The sequence below is a fragment of the Actinomadura spongiicola genome (genome assembly GCF_003432485.1).
GTDB classification, from domain to species: Bacteria; Actinomycetota; Actinomycetes; order Streptosporangiales; family Streptosporangiaceae; genus Spirillospora; species Spirillospora spongiicola.
In genome coordinates, this window is record NZ_QVNQ01000002.1 from 428,803 (window position 1) to 443,968 (window position 15,166).

12 protein-coding genes are annotated in these 15,166 nt (G+C 72.0%); 7 read left to right on the plus strand and 5 right to left on the minus strand.

Annotation, left to right across the window (positions count from 1 at the left end; all coding sequences use genetic code 11):
• Positions 1-22: 22 nt before the first annotated feature.
• Positions 23-346: a hypothetical protein gene (locus tag D0T12_RS06690; protein WP_117398542.1), complete on the minus strand. Its 324-nt coding sequence runs from the start codon at positions 344-346 to the stop codon at positions 23-25.
• A gap of 445 nt (positions 347-791) precedes the next feature.
• Between D0T12_RS06690 and D0T12_RS06695 the strand changes: the two genes are divergently transcribed.
• Both D0T12_RS06695 and D0T12_RS06700 read left to right on the plus strand, forming a co-directional pair.
• On the plus strand, positions 792-2,567 hold the full coding sequence (locus D0T12_RS06695; protein ID WP_117398955.1) for an HSP90 family protein: 1,776 nt from the start codon (positions 792-794) through the stop codon (positions 2,565-2,567).
• A complete protein-coding gene (locus tag D0T12_RS06700; RefSeq protein WP_117398544.1) occupies positions 2,554-5,238 on the plus strand; it encodes a hypothetical protein in 2,685 nt (894 codons plus the stop codon). Before D0T12_RS06695 ends, D0T12_RS06700 begins: the two co-directional genes overlap by 14 nt.
• Here D0T12_RS06700 and galK read toward each other — a convergent pair.
• Both galK and galE read right to left on the minus strand, forming a co-directional pair.
• Positions 5,219-6,379 (minus strand): galactokinase, encoded by a 1,161-nt coding sequence (gene galK / locus D0T12_RS06705; RefSeq protein ID WP_117398546.1) that lies wholly within the window; start codon positions 6,377-6,379, stop codon positions 5,219-5,221. The genes D0T12_RS06700 and galK overlap by 20 nt on opposite strands.
• Entirely contained in the window at positions 6,376-7,329 is a 954-nt protein-coding gene (galE, locus tag D0T12_RS06710) for a UDP-glucose 4-epimerase GalE (RefSeq protein WP_117398548.1), read from the minus strand. Before galE ends, galK begins: the two co-directional genes overlap by 4 nt.
• Before the next feature lie 82 nt (positions 7,330-7,411).
• On the opposite strand from galE, the gene D0T12_RS06715 reads away from it, so the two are divergent.
• The 4 genes from D0T12_RS06715 (at position 7,412) to D0T12_RS06730 (ending at position 11,243) form a co-directional block, all read left to right on the plus strand.
• Positions 7,412-8,398, plus strand: a complete 987-nt coding sequence (locus D0T12_RS06715) for a hemolysin family protein (RefSeq protein WP_117398550.1) — start codon at positions 7,412-7,414, stop codon at positions 8,396-8,398.
• 18 nt (positions 8,399-8,416) lie between these two features.
• Entirely contained in the window at positions 8,417-9,493 is a 1,077-nt protein-coding gene (trpS, locus tag D0T12_RS06720; RefSeq protein WP_117398552.1) for a tryptophan--tRNA ligase, read from the plus strand.
• Positions 9,483-10,118: a 2'-5' RNA ligase family protein gene (locus D0T12_RS06725; protein WP_233525873.1), complete on the plus strand. Its 636-nt coding sequence runs from the start codon at positions 9,483-9,485 to the stop codon at positions 10,116-10,118. Before trpS ends, D0T12_RS06725 begins: the two co-directional genes overlap by 11 nt.
• A gap of 90 nt (positions 10,119-10,208) precedes the next feature.
• Positions 10,209-11,243: a YihY/virulence factor BrkB family protein gene (locus D0T12_RS06730; protein WP_117398554.1), complete on the plus strand. Its 1,035-nt coding sequence runs from the start codon at positions 10,209-10,211 to the stop codon at positions 11,241-11,243.
• Here D0T12_RS06730 and D0T12_RS06735 read toward each other — a convergent pair.
• Together D0T12_RS06735 and D0T12_RS06740 are read right to left on the minus strand one after the other, a co-directional pair.
• Positions 11,213-11,686 (minus strand): nuclear transport factor 2 family protein, encoded by a 474-nt coding sequence (locus D0T12_RS06735; protein WP_117398556.1) that lies wholly within the window; start codon positions 11,684-11,686, stop codon positions 11,213-11,215. The two genes, D0T12_RS06730 and D0T12_RS06735, sit on opposite strands and share 31 nt — an antisense overlap.
• A gap of 110 nt (positions 11,687-11,796) precedes the next feature.
• Positions 11,797-13,083 (minus strand): D-alanyl-D-alanine carboxypeptidase family protein, encoded by a 1,287-nt coding sequence (locus D0T12_RS06740; RefSeq protein WP_233525874.1) that lies wholly within the window; start codon positions 13,081-13,083, stop codon positions 11,797-11,799.
• A gap of 484 nt (positions 13,084-13,567) precedes the next feature.
• Between D0T12_RS06740 and D0T12_RS06745 the strand changes: the two genes are divergently transcribed.
• Positions 13,568-14,734, plus strand: coding sequence for a glutamate--cysteine ligase (locus D0T12_RS06745; protein ID WP_117398560.1), 1,167 nt, complete (start codon positions 13,568-13,570; stop codon positions 14,732-14,734).
• The last annotated feature ends 432 nt before the right edge of the window (positions 14,735-15,166 follow it).

Below are 15,166 nucleotides of genomic sequence, written 5' to 3' on the forward strand. Positions count from 1 at the left end.
CGCCCGTCCGGGCCCCGGGCCGTCATGTCCGGGGCCCGATGAGATCGGTGGGCTCGTCCAGCCACACCCGCTGGCCGTCCGACGTGACAGTGAGCCCGAAGCGCGTCAGTGCGGGACGCCCCCAGCGAAGCCATTGGAAGTAGGCGGCCTCGACCTCGTCCCACAGCCGCCTCCCACCCGCCTGTTCGACGACGAAGGCGTCCTCGCCGGGAACGTGGTCAACCGACGCCCATGAACAGCCGGGCCCGGCCGCGTCCAACAGCCAAAGCGTGGCCTCGCCGGTCGGCTCGGTGCCGTAGAACAGATCACCGCGCACCCCGGGGACCAGCCCCGCGAACCGTTCCATCGACCTGCACAACTGTAAAACGCTTTGTTGCCTGTGTGACTGGGTTGAGGCGGAGCCGGTTCTGGGGGAGGTCAGTGCGGACGCCGGTGCCGTGGGTTCGGGGCGGACGGCGAATCTGCTGTGGCGGGTCACGGGGCGGGGCAGGCGGGCGGACGCGCCCTCGGCTGAGGGCGCGGGAAGGCTGGTGGGCGCAAGGGAGGGGAGTTTCCCTTGCGCCCGGGAGGACAGGAGCTGTGCTCGACTGCGCCCTGTGAACATCTTCAAGGGCTTTGCTATCGGAAAACTATGGACGCACGGTTAGGGTGTGCACGCGGAGAGTAGTTGTCGGGTGGCGTGAGGGTCAGGGTGGAATTGGGTGGTTGGTCCGGGCAAATGATCTGTGGGTGTCTGTAACGGTCGCTAGGGTGTGATCGCCCTTGAAGGTGATCGGGGAGGCGTGTCGCTGGTGGAACAGGCATTTCAGGTCGACCTGCGTGGTGTGGTGGATCTGCTGAGTCGGCATCTGTATGCCAGTCCCCGGGTTTACCTGCGGGAATTGCTGCAGAACGCGGTGGACGCGATCACGGCGCGGGGCGAGGGCGGCGGTCGGGTCGAGATCGAGACCGGTGGTGGGGTGCTGCGGGTCCGGGACGACGGCGTCGGGCTCACCGAAAGTGAGGTGCACTCGCTGCTGGCCACCATCGGACGGTCGTCCAAGCGGGACGAGTTGGGCTTCGCGCGGCATGACTTTCTCGGGCAGTTCGGTATCGGGCTGCTGTCGGCGTTCCTCGTCGCGGACGAGATCGAGGTCGTGACGCGGTCCGCGAAGGGTGGGGACGCCGTTCGGTGGACGGGTCGTTCCGAAGGCAGCTACCTGGTCGAGCCGGGTGAGAGGGACGAGCCGGGGACGACGGTGACGCTGCGGGCGCGGCCCGGGTCGGCGGAGTTGTTGAGTCCGTCGGTGGTGGCGGAGCTGGCCCGGACTTATGGGTCGCTGCTTCCCGTTGAACTTGTCGTGGACGGGGTGCCGATCACGGGGGACGGGCCTCCGTGGCAGGCGTCCTACCGTGACCCCGCCGAGCGTAGGCGGGCGCTGGAGCGGTACTGCGAGGATTTGTACGGGTTCACGCCGTTCGACGTGGTCGATATGAGCGTGCCGGAGGCCGGGCTGACGGGGGTGGCGTTCGTGCTGCCCCAGCCGGTGTCGCCCGCGGCGCGTGCGTCCCATCGGGTGTATCTGAAGCGGATGCTCCTTGCTGAGAGTGTGGAGGGGCTGCTGCCCGAGTGGGCGTTCTTCGCGCGGTGTGTCGTGGACGCGGGGGAGTTGCGGCCGACCGCCAGCCGGGAGGCGCTCTACGAGGACGAGTTGCTTGAGTCGGCGCGGCAGGGGCTTGGGGATGTGCTGCGGCAGTGGTTGGTGACCCTGTCGGAGACCGAACCGTCGCGGTTGCGGGCGTTTCTGCGGCTACACCAGCTCGGCGTGAAGGCGATGGCGCTGCAGGACGACGACATGCTGCGGATCGTGGACCGGTGGCTGGACTACGAGACGTCCGCCGGGCCGATGACGCTGCACGAGTTCAGGCGTCGCCATCCGAACGGGCGGTTCACCGGGAGTGTGGACGAGTTCCGGCGGCTGGCGGCGGTGGCGGGCGCGCAGGGCGTGGGGCTCGTCAACGGGGGCTATGTTCACGACACCGAGATCATCGAGCGGCTGCCCGAGCTCGACCCCGACATCCGGCTGGCGCGGCTGGACGCGGCGGAGCTGACGACCACGTTCGGCGTCCTCGATCCGGCGACGGAGTTGGCGCTGCGGCCGTTCCTGGCGGCGGCGCAGCGGGCGGTGGAGCGGCTCGGCTGCGAGGTGGTCGTCCGCGAGTTCGATCCGGCGTCGCTGCCCGCCCTGTACCTGCCCAGCCGTGACGCCCAGTTCCGGGAGGAGCTGGCGCGGGCGCAGGAGGAGGCGGACGAGCTGTGGGCGGACGTGCTCGGCGCCGTCCACGCCACGGTCGGCGACGAACGCCCCCAACTGGTGTTGAACCACCGCAATCCGCTGGCCCGGCGCATCATGTCGCTGGGTGACGGCGGGCCCGTCGACGTCGCCGTCCAAGCCCTGTACGGGCAGGCGTTGCTGCTCGGGCACCATCCGCTGCGGCCCGCCGACACGGCGGTGCTGAACCGTTCCTTCATCGGCCTGCTGGAGTGGGCCGTCCATTCCCCGGAGGCCCCCAGTGAGCACGGATGACGTCTACGCGTTGATGACGCGGTCGCAGGAACTGCCCTACGGCGAGGCGAAGACCGTCCTGGTCGAGGACGCGCTGCGCCGTGCAGAGGCGGCGGGCGACGACGTGCTCGCGTTCCACGTCCGGGTCCGGTTGACGGACGCGTACCGGTACGGCGGCGAGCCGTTGAAGGCGTTCGCGACGTTCAGCCGGACGCTCGCCGACCATGACCGCGACCCGGGCAGGTTCGACGAGACGCACGGTCTGCTGTGGCAGATGAAGGCGATCGTCAGCTCCCTGACCCTGTTCCCGGAGATCGCCCTCGACCGCACCTACGAGGTGCTGGACGACATGGAGCGCCGCTACAAGGCGAGCGGGCACAGCCTCCAGGCGGTCTACCACTACCGGAACGTGGTCGCCCGGCACGTCGGTGACGGCACGGCCGACGAGTGGTACACGAAGTGGCGCGCCGCCCAGCGGGACGACCTGTCGGACTGCGAGGGCTGCGACCCGACCAGCCAGGCCCGCCATCTCGTCGAGCAGGGACGGTACGAGGAGGCGCTCGAGGTCGCCGCGCCCATTCTGGACGCGTCCCTGACCTGCAACGAGCAGCCGCAGGCGATCCACACCGCGCTGATGCCGGTGTACCTGCGGACGGGCCGCCCCGAACGGGCCGCCGACGCGCACCGCCGCGCGTACCGGGTGCACCGGACCCGGCTCGCCGACCTCAGCGACATCTCCGAGCACCTGGAGTTCTGCGCTGTCACGGGGAACGAGGCGCGCGGGCTGGAGATCGTCCAGCGGCATCTCGGGTGGCTCGACCGGGCGCCGAGCACGCACGCGGAGATGGAGTTCTGCGCGACGGCGGCGCTGGTGCTCTCCCGGGTCGCGGCGGCCGGACACGGTGACCTGACGGTGCGGCGTCCCGCGGCGGAGGGCCGTCCGGCGGCGGACGTGCCGCTGGAGGTACTGCGCGCGGAGCTGGCGGAGCGCGCGACGGAGCTGGCGGCCCGGTTCGACGCCCGCAACGGAACGTCCCACCAGGGCGACCTGGTGCGCAGGGCCCTCACGGCGGAGCCGATCGTCGAGTTCCTGCCGCTGGCCGCCCACCACCGCCTCCCGGCCCCCGCCCCGGCCCCGGCGGCGCCGTCCCAGCCCGCCCCCGAGGACGTGCTGGCCGGGGAGGACGATCTCGATGCGCTCCTCGACATCGCGGACGACCGCCGCACCGAACGTGCCATGGCCCGCGCGAAGGCCGCGTGGCGCCGGTTCGACGTTCTCGCCGAGAAGGCGGAGCTCACGCCGCTGCAACACGCCCGCCGGGTGGCCGCGCGGGGCGTCGAGCACGCACTGGAGGAGGAGCGCGCGGAGGCGGTCGCGTGTTGGGAGGAGGCGCTGCGGCTGTTCGACGACCTCGGCGACGTGACGCGCCGGTACCGGACGCTCAGCCGCCTCGGCACCATGCGCGTGCAGATGGGCGACGGGGACGGCCTCGCCCAGGTGGCCGAGGCCGCGGACCACTTCGCGCGGAACCCGGGCACGGAGGGCGACGCGACCGGCGCGCTGATCCGTCTCGCGCTCGTGCACGTCGAGGAGGAGCGTCCCGCCGAGGCCGTCGCCGTCCTCGACCGGATCGACCCGGACGACGCGCCCGACCGGGCCGGGGAGCTGGCGTTCCGGCGCGGGCAGGCGCTGCTGATGACCGGCGACTTCGACGGTGGGGTCGCGGAGCTGCGCCGGTCCCTGGAGGCGGGGCGCGCGTCCGGCGAAGCCGACGAGGTCGCCGCGCCCGCGCTGCTGCTCGGCCGGGCCCTGGCCAGGCGCGAGGAGGGCCCCGACCCGGAGGCCCTGCCGCTGTTGGACGAGGCGCTCGGCGCGCTGTCCGAACCGACCCCGATGCGGGCGGCGGCGCACACCGAACGGGGCCTGGCGCTGCTCGCCCTGGATCGTCCCGGCGACGCCATCCCCGACCTCACCGAGGCCATCGCCGGGTGGACGGCCGAGGCCCTGCACGAGCAGGCGTTCCATCTCCGCGTCGACCTCGCCGCCGCCTACCTGTCCACGGACCGCCACCTGGAGGCCGCGGAGACCGCCGAGGAGGCGCTCCCGGCGCTCACCGCCCCGGACGACGTCCCCGCGGAGCGGCGGTGCCGCCTGATCCTCGCGCACGCGCAGAAGGGGATGGGCGAGCCGGACGCCGCCACGACGTTCACCGGCCTCGCCGAGAACGCCGCGCGGGACGGCCGGCACGACGCGGCCGGGCATTTCCTCAACGAGGCCGCCGACGTCCTCGCCACCCTCGACATGGACGCGCAGGCCGCCGAACGGTACGCGGAGGCGGCCGTCGCCTACGAGAAGGCCGGTGACCCGTACGGCGTGGTCCGCGCTCGCCGCCGCCACGCGACCTGCCTGATGTGGAGCGGCGACCGCGACCAGGCCGTCACCGTCATGGACGCGGCCCGCGCGGCGCTCGCGGCCCTCCCGGCCGACGACGAACCGGCCCGCGTGTGGGAGACCGCGCTCGTGTCGTTCGACCAGGCCCGTCTCTTCGCCCAGCTGGCCCGGCTCCCCGAGGCGCTGTCGCTCGCGTCCGCCGCCGTGGACGGGTTCACGACCCTGGACGAGACCGGACCCGCCGAGGAGGCCGCCCGGCTCCGCGCCGAGATCGACGACGCTATGAAGCAGCAGCGGTGAGGCGGTCCGCGCCACCGGACGGGACGGCGTCGTGGAACTCGGGCGCCGTCCAGCCGCGTCTGGCGTAGGCGGCGACGATCGCGTCCTTGACCTTGGCGGCCCGGTCGGCGGGAACGAGGACGATCACGGACCCGCCGAAGCCGCCGCCGACCATGCGGCCGCCGCGGGCGCCCGCCCGCAGCGCCGCGTCGACCGTCGTGTCGGCCTGCGGCCAGGACACCTCGAACTGGTCGCGGAGCGACAGGTGCGACGCGTTCAGCATCGCGCCGAGCTCCGCGACCGCCTTGGCCCGCAGCAGCCCGACGGTGGCCTCGACGCGGTGGTTCTCGGTGACGACATGCTGGACGCGGCGGCGCAGCACCGGGTCGCGCAGCGCCGTGAGCGCCGCCGTGAGGTCGGTGACGTCGCGGAGCGCGTCGACGCCGAGCAGCTCCGCGGCCCGCGCGCACTCGGCGCGCCGCCTGGCGTAGTCGCCGCCGGTCAGGGCGTGCGAGGCGCGCGTGTCGACCACGAGCAGCGCCAGACCCGCGGCGGCGGGGTCGAACGGCACCCGCGACGACAGGCCGCTGCGGCAGTCGAGCATCAGCGCGTGCCCGGCCGCGCACAGCAGCGACGCGGACTGGTCCATCGGCCCGCACGGCATCCCGACCTGCTCGTTCTCGGCCCGCCACGCCAGCCGGGCCAGCGCGGGACGGTCGAGGTCGACGCCGTACAGGTCGCGCAGCGCCAGCGCGGTCGCGCACTCCAGCGCGGCCGACGACGCCAGGCCCGCACCCCGCGGAAGATCGGAGTCGAACAGCAGGGACGCGCCGCCCACGCCGTGCTCCCGCAGGACCCGCGCGACACCGACCGGGTACGCGGCCCACGCACGGTCGGGCGACCACCCCTCGGCGACGACCGGGCCGCCGACCACCGGCGCCGTCACGGCCGTCGCGGCGTGGCGCGAGCGGACCTCGATCATCCCGTCGTCGCGGGGCGCGGCGGCCACCGAGACGCCGAGCGGCAACGCGAACGGCAGCACCAGCCCGTCGTTGTGGTCGGTGTGCTCGCCGATCAGGTTGACGCGACCCGGGGCGAACCAGACACCGTCCGGCGCCCGCCCGAAGATCTCGGTGAACGCGGCTTCGAGCCCGGCGGTCATCGTGACCGCAGGAAGGTCCACGCGTCGTCGACCATGGTCCGCAGGTCCCGCTCCGGCTTCCAGCCCAACTCCGTCTGGATCTTGTCGGACGAGGCGACCAGCACCGCCGGGTCACCGGGACGGCGCGGCGCGACCTCCGCCGGGATCTCGCGGCCGGTGACCTCCCGGCACACGTCCACGACCTCCCGGACGGACGCGCCCGTGCCGCTGCCCAGGTTGTAGATCCGGTGGGTGCCGGGCTCGCAGGCGTCCAGCGCGAGGAGATGGGCGCGGCCCAGGTCGGTCACGTGGATGTAGTCGCGGACGCAGGTGCCGTCGGGCGTCGGATAGTCGTCGCCGAACATCCGCACCACGTCCCCGTCGCCCTGCGCGATCCTCAGCACGTTCGGGATCAGATGCGTCTCGACGGTGTGGCGCTCCCCGTGCCGCCCGTAGGCGCCCGCCACGTTGAAGTACCGCAGCGACACCCCGCCGATGCCGTGCAGCCGCGCGTACTCGGTCAGCGCCGTGTCGATCGCCAGCTTCGACGCGCCGTACGGGTTCGTCGGACGGGTCGGCGCGGTCTCCAGGATCGGTGTCGTCTCCGGCTCACCGTAGGTCGCGGCCGTGGAGGAGAACACGATCCGCGGGACGCTCGCCAGGCGCATCGCGTCCAGCAGCGCCAGGGACTCGCCGAGGTTCTTGTCCCAGTACAGGCCCGGCTTCTCCACCGACTCGCCGACGAGCGACCTGGCGGCGAAGTGCAGCACGGCCTCGAACCCGGCCCCGGCCAGGACGTCGGCCGCCGTGTCCCGCAGCGTGCCGCGGACCAGGCGGGCGCCGTCCGGGACGGCGTCCTCGTGGCCGGTGGACAGGTCGTCCAGCACGACGACCTCGTGCCCCGCCTCCAGCAGCTGAGCGGAGACGACGCTGCCGACGTAGCCGGCGCCTCCGGTGACGAGCAGCTTCACGAGCGGACCTCCATGAACATAAAACTGTGGCGCGGGGGTGTGCCCAGGCTATCCGGAACGGCGAACGGGGAAGGCTGAACCCATGGACCGGACGCCACCCCTGGACCAGACGCCGTCCCGGCCGCCGCCCGGGACGCCGTCCCGGCCGCCGCGGGGCCTGGCCCGGCCACTGGTGTGGCTGCTGTCGAGCTCGACCAACCTGGTGGTCCGGCTGTCGGGCGGCGATCCGGGCGCGCTGCGCGAGGAGCTGTCGGCCGAGCGGATGCGAGCCCTCGTCGCCGAGAACACCCAGCTCACCGCCGACGAGCGGGCACTGATCGAGGAGGTGTTCGCGGCGGGGGAGCGGCCGCTGCGGGAGGTCCTCGTCCCGCGCACCGAGGTCGCGTTCCTGGACGCGGCGCTCCCGGTGGCCGCCGCGGCCCGGGTCGCCGCGAACAGCCCGCACTCGCGCTTTCCGGTGTGCCGCGAGTCCCACGACGAGGTGATCGGCTTCGTCCATATCCGTGATCTCCTCGCGCCCGGGCCCGCGGGGAGGGACGGGCCGGTCGGCGGTCTGGCGCGTCCGGTGAAGTTCCTGCCGTCCTCGAAGCGGGTCCTTCCGGCGCTGTCGGAGATGCGCCGCGAGGGCTGCCACCTGGCGATCGTCATGGACGAGTACGGCGGCGTCGCCGGGATCGTCACGATGGAGGACCTTCTGGAGGAGCTGATCGGCGACATCCGCGACGAATATGATGTCCACGACGCGCAGGCACGGCGCCTGCACGGCGGCGTCGTCGAGGTCGACGGCCTGCTCAACCTGGACGACTTCGCCGCCGAGACCGGCATCCGGCTGCCCGCCGGGCCCTACGAGACGGTCGCCGGGCACATCATGGCGGCGCTGCGCCGCGTGCCCGCCGAGGGCGACTCGGTGGACGCGGGCGGGCACCGCCTCCTGGTGGCCCGGATGGACGGCCGGAGGGTGGCCCGCGTGCGCGTCGTCCCCCGGGTGACGCCGCAGGTCGTCGCGGCGCCGCTCGCCACCCCGCCCGCGACCCTGCGGGCTGCCACCGGTGACCCCGCCGACACCTGAGAGAATCGGTCCGTGCACATGTCCGAAGCGTCCAGCGCCGCAGCAGCATCCGATCAGAACGGCGCGGTGAGGCCCCGCGTGTTCTCCGGGATCCAGCCCACCGCCGACTCGTTCCACCTCGGCAACTACCTGGGCGCGTTGCGGCAGTGGGTCGCGATGCAGGACACGCACGACGCCTTCTACTGCGTGGTCGACCTGCACGCGATCACCATCGAGCACGATCCGGCGGTGCTGCGCCGCCGGACGAAGGTCGCCATTGCGCAGCTCCTCGCGATGGGCGTCGACCCCGACCGCGCCACCCTGTTCGTGCAGAGCCACGTCCCGGAGCACGCGGAGCTGGCGTGGGTGCTCGGCTGCCTCACCGGGTTCGGCGAGGCCGGGCGCATGACCCAGTTCAAGGACAAGTCGTCCAAGCAGGGGACGGGCGGCACCTCGGTGGGGCTGTTCACCTACCCGATCCTCCAGGCCGCCGACATCCTGCTCTACACGCCCGACCCGGGCGCCGAAGGACGGGCGATCCGCGTCCCCGTCGGTGAGGACCAGCGGCAGCACCTGGAGCTGACCCGCACGCTGGCGCAGCGCTTCAACCACCGGTTCGGCGAGACGTTCGTCCCGCCGGAGGCCCATATCCCCCCGGGCGCCGCGAAGATCACCGATCTCCAGGAGCCGGACGCGAAGATGAGCAAGTCGGCGTCCTCCCCGCAGGGGATCATCGATGTGCTGGAGGAGCCGGGCCCGATGCGCAAGAAGATCATGCGCGCGGTCACCGACACCGGTACGGAGGTCGTCTACGACGAGGAGAAGAAGGCGGGCGTCACCAACCTGCTGCGGATCTTCTCCGCGCTGGACGGCACGTCCGTCCCCGACCTGGAGCGGCGCTACGAGGGCTCCGGGTACGGGCAGTTCAAGAAGGACCTCGCGCAGGTCGTCGTCGACACCTTCACGCCGATCAGGGAGCGCACGCTCAAGCTGCTCGACGACGAGGAGCAGCTCGACCGGGTCCTCGCGCAGGGCGCCGAACGCGCGTCCGGTGTCGCCGCGCGCACGATGGAGATCGTGCGCGAACGGGTGGGATTCGTGGGACGTGGTCGCTGACCGCCGACCCCACGACGCCGCGGAGGGCCCCGAGGAGACGCCCCCCGCGACTCCCCGCGACGCGGGCGAGGACGGGCTTCGCGCGATCGGTGTCGCGATCCCGATCCCCGACCCGTACGGGGCGCGGTTGCAGGCGAAGCGCGCCTCGTTCGGCGACCCCATGGCGCACGCCATTCCCACGCACATCACGCTGCTCCCGCCGACCGAGGTGCACGAGTCCGCGCTCGGCGCCGTCGAGGAGCATCTGCGGGAGATCGCCCGTACCGAGGAACCGTTCCCGATCAAGCTCCGTGGTAGCGGAACGTTCCGACCCGTCTCTCCGGTCGTGTTCGTCGCCCTAGCCGAAGGAATCGGCGGTTGTGAACGGATTCAGGCAAGGGTTCTGACGGGTCCGCTCGCCCGGCCGCTGCCGTTTCCGTACCACCCGCACGTCACCATCGCCCACCATCTGCCCGACGACGTCATGGACAGGGCCTTCAAGGAGCTCGCCGGGTACAGCGCCGACTTCGACGTGTGGGGCTTCTCCCTCTACGAGCACGGTCTGGACGGCGTGTGGCGTCCGCAGCGCGACTTCGTGTTCCCCGATCCCGGGCCGAGGTCACGGGCCGACCGGCCCGCGTCGTGACACGCGCGTTCCCTCGGCGTGCCCCACGCGTTTCCGAAGGTCGTCCCGCCGGGTGAACATCGAGTCACGGTTTGTGGGTACTTTGCGTACATGCGGCAGGTGATCAACCGGGCGCAGCGGCGCGGCGAGGCCCTGTTCGGGGACGCCAAGGACCGGCTGAACGGCGCCCGGGAACGCCGCCCCTGGCTCGACCACCAGGCGCGGGCGCTGTCGCGGTACCGGGAGCGGCGCGGCGACCGCCTCGCCGCCGCACTCACCTGCTACGCGTTCCTGTCGTTCTTCCCGCTGCTGGCGCTGGCGTACTCGCTGCTCGGCTACCTGGTCGGCTTCAGCGGCGCGGCCCGCGACTACTTCGTCCGGGCCGTGAACTCCCAGCTGCCCGGGCTGTCCGACCAGCTCCAGGTCGAGCAGATCGCCCAGTCCAAGACGGCCGTGGGGATCATCGGACTGGTCGCGTTGCTGATCACCGGTCAGGGCTGGGTGCAGGTCCTGCGCGAGGCGCTGCGCGACATGTGGGGCAACGAGCCCGGCGGCGGCGGGAACTACGCCGTCAAACGGCTGTGGGACATGGCCGTCCTGGGCTTCCTCGGCGTCGTCCTGATCTGCGGCATGGCCGTGTCGACCGTCACGACGTCGGCGACGCACACCGTCCTCGGCTGGTTCGGGATGGAGGACGTCACCGGCGCCGGGACCGTGCTGCGGCTGCTGTCCCTCGCCTGCGCGACCGCGTTCAACACCGTGGTCTTCCTGGTGCTGTTCACCCGCCTCTCGGGCACCCGGGCGCCCTGGCGGCGGATCATCCGCGGCGCGCTGTTCGGTGCGGTGGGCTTCGAGATCCTCAAGCAGATCGCGTCGCTGCTCATCGCCCGGACGACGGAGAACCCCGTCTACGGCGCGTTCGCCGTCCTGGTCGGGCTGATGGTGTGGATCAACGTCGTCTCGCGGTTCGCCCTGTACGTCGCCGCGTGGACGGCCACCCGCCGCGCCGTCCTCACCGCCGACGCGGAGAACCCGGAACGGGCGGAGGCGCCGCCAGCGGGTGAGGAACCGCCCTCGGCGCGAGACGAGCCGTCAGGACGGGAGCGGCCTCCGGCTCAGGACCAGAAGGCGTCGTCGGCGTACTGATCCTCGGCCAGCGTGCGAATCTCGGTGATCTTGCCGTCCTCGATGCGGAACAGGTCGACCGCGCGGCCGTCCAGCACCTGGCCCGGACGTCCCGGCCGTTCCGCGTACGTCTGGACGAGCGCCGCGCCGTACTCCTCGTTCGCCATCACCGCGTACGGCTCGGCGCGGAACGTCCCGCCCGACAGCTCGAACAGCCGGACGTAGAAACCGAGGACCTCCTCCGGGGTGCGGTACTCGCCGCACAGCGGCCCGCGTCCCGGCACGCGGTGCACGACGTTCTCGGCGAGCAGATCACGGATGAAGGTCATGTCGCCCTTGGCGAAGGCCGTGTAGCCGTCCTTCAGCAGCGACACGTTCGGATGTTCACCGGCGGCCCCGGGGACGTGCGTGCCGGGCATGTGTGGGTCGGGCGTGTGCGTGTCGGGCGTGTGCGTGTCGGGCATGGCGCGCTTCCTCCTTCACCGGCGCCACCGTGAGCGTAAGCCCGTGTCCCTCGTCAGGCCAGCGTCCCGGCGACCCCTGAGGGAACCTTTACCGCGCGTTCGGCCCAGGGTCAGGAACCGGTGTCGTCGGTGGCGGCGGGCGTTCCGTAGCGCAGTGCCTCCAGGCGGCGCCGACGGCGCAGCACGACGAACAGGACCGCGATGGCCAGCAGGGCGCCGACCGTGCCGCCGCTGACGAGCAGCCATGTGCGGGACGTGTCGTCGGAGGCGAGCGGGGCGTTCGGCAGCACCCCGTCGGACTCGTCGTCCTTCTCCGCCGACTTCGGGGTGCCGGGGGCGACGAGCGCGCCCACGGGCTCGGTCTTGCCGCGTGCGGCGAACCCCCAGTCCAGCAGCTGGGTCGCGTACTTCGACGGCCGCTCCTCGGCCCGCATCAGCGAGATCACGATGGTGTGCCCGTCGCGCTGCGCCTGCGCGACGAAGGTCTGCCTGGCGGCGACCGTGTAGCCGTTCTTGCCGCCGAGCATCCCGGCGTACGCGTCCCGCTCGCCCGGCAGCATCCGGTTGTGGGTGTGGATGGGGTACCCGCCGACCTTCTTGCCCTTCTGGCGCTCCTTCTTCGTCGGCGGAGCCGGGAACTGGTGGTCGATCGCCTGCATGTAGCGGCGGTAGGCCGGGTTCTTCATGCCCTCGCGCAGGATGAGCGCCAGGTCGTACGCGGACGTGTGCTGCGTGCGGACGTCCAGACCGAGGTCCTTGTCGAGCCCGTTCGGTGACCCGGCCTTGGTGTCGTGCGCGTTGATGCGCTTGGCCTCGGCGTTCATGGCGGCGAGCGTCGCGTCCATGCCGCCGTACGCCTCGGCCAGCGTCACCGAGGCGTCGTTGGCCGACATCATCAGCATCGCGTGGAACAGGTCGGAGACCTTGTAGCTCATCTTCGGCGTGAGCCCGACCTTGGTGCCCTCGACGTCGCAGGCCGCCTGGGAGGGCCGCACGAGCCGGTTCGGATCCAGTTTGGGCACGAGGGCGAGCGCGGTCAGCGTCTTGATCGTGCTCGCCGGGAGGTACCGGCCGTGCGGGTCCTTGGCGGCCAGGACGTCCCCGGTGTCGGCGTCCGCGATCAGGTACGAGGCCGCCTTGATGTTCGGCGGCGGGGGGACGCCGGGCGTCTGGTTGACGACGACGCCGCGTCCGGCGAGCTGCTGGCCGCCGACGGTCTCCCGCGGCGTGCCGGACGAGGGGGTGGCGGCGGTCCGCGGCTCGGTGAGCCGGGGCGCGGCCGTGGCGGGCGCCGCCACGAGCGCGGGTCCGGTGGCGAGGGACGTCGCCGTCAGCGGCACTGTGATCACCATCAGGGCGCGGCGGACGCTCGTCCGCTCCCGTCGCTCTGGTCGCAAGCTTCCGACGCTCCTTGGTCCCGTGGCAGCGCGATCGCTCCCGCCGCGCGTGCGCGTGGCGCCCATGACTCCCCCGAAAGACTAGGCGACCTATCCGGCGAAGGGGTACCCGACGGTGAACGCCACAAGCACGGGATGTACGTGATGGAAGGTACGGGACGCTATCTTTGGGACATATGGGACGGCCCGTTTCGGTGACAGTCCGTAATCGGCGGTATTTTGGGACGCACTGACTAGTTCGATCGGATGGTGTCGTAGACAAGATCGATGACCGAAAGGTAGGACGCCCGACCGCCCGCTGACCGTCCGCATGAGTCAATTGACCCGCAAAGGGCATGGACACCCGGCAGGACGGCGAGAACGGACGTCATCATGGTGCGAACACGTGACCTGGACCGGCGTTTGTCCAGGCTTAAGGACCCGCTGGCTGAATTGCGCCACGTGCCACGCAACGACCTGCAAGGATTGTGGACGGAGGTTGGCCGTGGCCATTGACTTCAACGCATCGAACGGTCCGACGCTCGGCGTCGAGTGGGAGATTCAGCTGGTCGATGCGGTGACGAGGCACCTGCGGCAGGACGCACGCGAGGTGCTCGCCGCCCTGCCCACCCTCAGCGAGGACGACCAGAACCCGCCGGTCCGCCACGAGCTGATGGAGTCCACGGTCGAGGTCGTGACCGGAATCTGCTCCACGGTCGGCGAGGCCAAGAACGACCTCGCCGGGACCCTCGCCGCCCTCCGGTCCGCCGCCGCCGAACGCGGCATCGCGCTGGCCTGTACCGGCACCCACCCGATCAGCGACTGGCGCGACGCGGTCATGGCGCCGATGCGCCGCTACGCCGAGCTGATCGAGGAGATGCAGTGGCTGGCGCGGCGCATCCAGACGTTCGGCGTGCACGTCCACGTGGGCGTCTCCGACGCGGAGAAGGCGATCCCGATCGTCAACGCGCTCTCGTCCTACCTTCCGCACTTCCTGGCGCTCACCGCGTCCAGCCCGTTCTGGAGCGGCAGCGACACCGGCCTCGCGTCCTGCCGGGCGGTCGTCTTCGGGCAGCTCCCGACCGCGGGGCCGCCCCACCTGCTGGACGACTGGGCGGCGTTCGAGGATTACATGGACACGCTCCTGCGTTCTGGAACTATTCGCAGCATCAAGGAGGTCTGGTGGGACATCCGTCCGCATCCGGATTTCGGCACGGTCGAGATCCGAATGTTCGACGGGATTCCGACCATGCGCGAGGTGGGCATGGCCGCGGCGCTGTGCCAGAGCCTGGTCACGCTGTTCGACCAGCAGCTCGACCGCGGCTACACGCTGCCGCGACCGGCCGCCTGGGTGGTGCGCGACAACAAGTGGCGCGCGACGCGGTACGGGCTCGACGCCATCGTGATCACCGATGACGCGGGGAACACCGCACCCCTCCGCGACGACCTGTACGAGCTGATCAGGGAGCTGGAGCCGGTGGCCGACCGGCTCGGCTGCGCGGAGGAGCTCAAGGTGGCGGGCGAGATCCTGGAGTACGGCGCGCCGTACGAACGCCAGCGCGCGATCCGCGCCGAAGGCGGGACGCTGGAGAACATCGTCGACGCGGCGATCGTCGAACTGGCGGAGGACAGGTTCGTCACACTTGGGGAGGTCGCACATGCCGGCACCTGAGGAACCGGCCGTTCCGGGCAACCCACCCGGCGCCGCCGCCGTCCCCGCCCGCGAGGCGGCGGCCCCCGTGGACGACCGGGACCACGCGCCGGCACCCGCCCCGGGACACCGACCGGGACACATGGCGGGACAGGAGCCGGGACACGCGCCGGGACGTGGGCCGGCGCGCGCACAGGTACGCCGGGCGGAACCCGCGCCGGGACGCGAGGCGTTCCCCGGTCGGGAAGCCGAATCCGGGAAACAGAACATGAACACCACAGGGCGGGGACCCTCCGGCTCCGCCGTGACACAGGGGGCGCAGATGACACATCCGGGGCCCGGGGTGATGCCCGGCCTTGAACCACCCAACCCCCCGGGGCCCGCGAGTCCCGCGGGCCGCCACGAGACGGTGCCGCCCACCGTGTCGTCGCCCGTGCCGTCCCCCGTGGAGTC

Coding starts and splice junctions, on each gene's coding strand:
- trpS (WP_117398552.1), top strand. CDS start 8,417: ATGTCCGAAGCGTCCAGCGCCGCAGCAGCATCCGATCAGAACGGCGCG.
- galK (WP_117398546.1), bottom strand. CDS start 6,379: ATGACCGCCGGGCTCGAAGCCGCGTTCACCGAGATCTTCGGGCGGGCG.
- D0T12_RS06730 (WP_117398554.1), top strand. CDS start 10,209: ATGCGGCAGGTGATCAACCGGGCGCAGCGGCGCGGCGAGGCCCTGTTC.
- D0T12_RS06735 (WP_117398556.1), bottom strand. CDS start 11,686: ATGCCCGACACGCACACGCCCGACACGCACACGCCCGACCCACACATG.
- D0T12_RS06715 (WP_117398550.1), top strand. CDS start 7,412: ATGGACCGGACGCCACCCCTGGACCAGACGCCGTCCCGGCCGCCGCCC.
- D0T12_RS06690 (WP_117398542.1), bottom strand. CDS start 346: ATGGAACGGTTCGCGGGGCTGGTCCCCGGGGTGCGCGGTGATCTGTTC.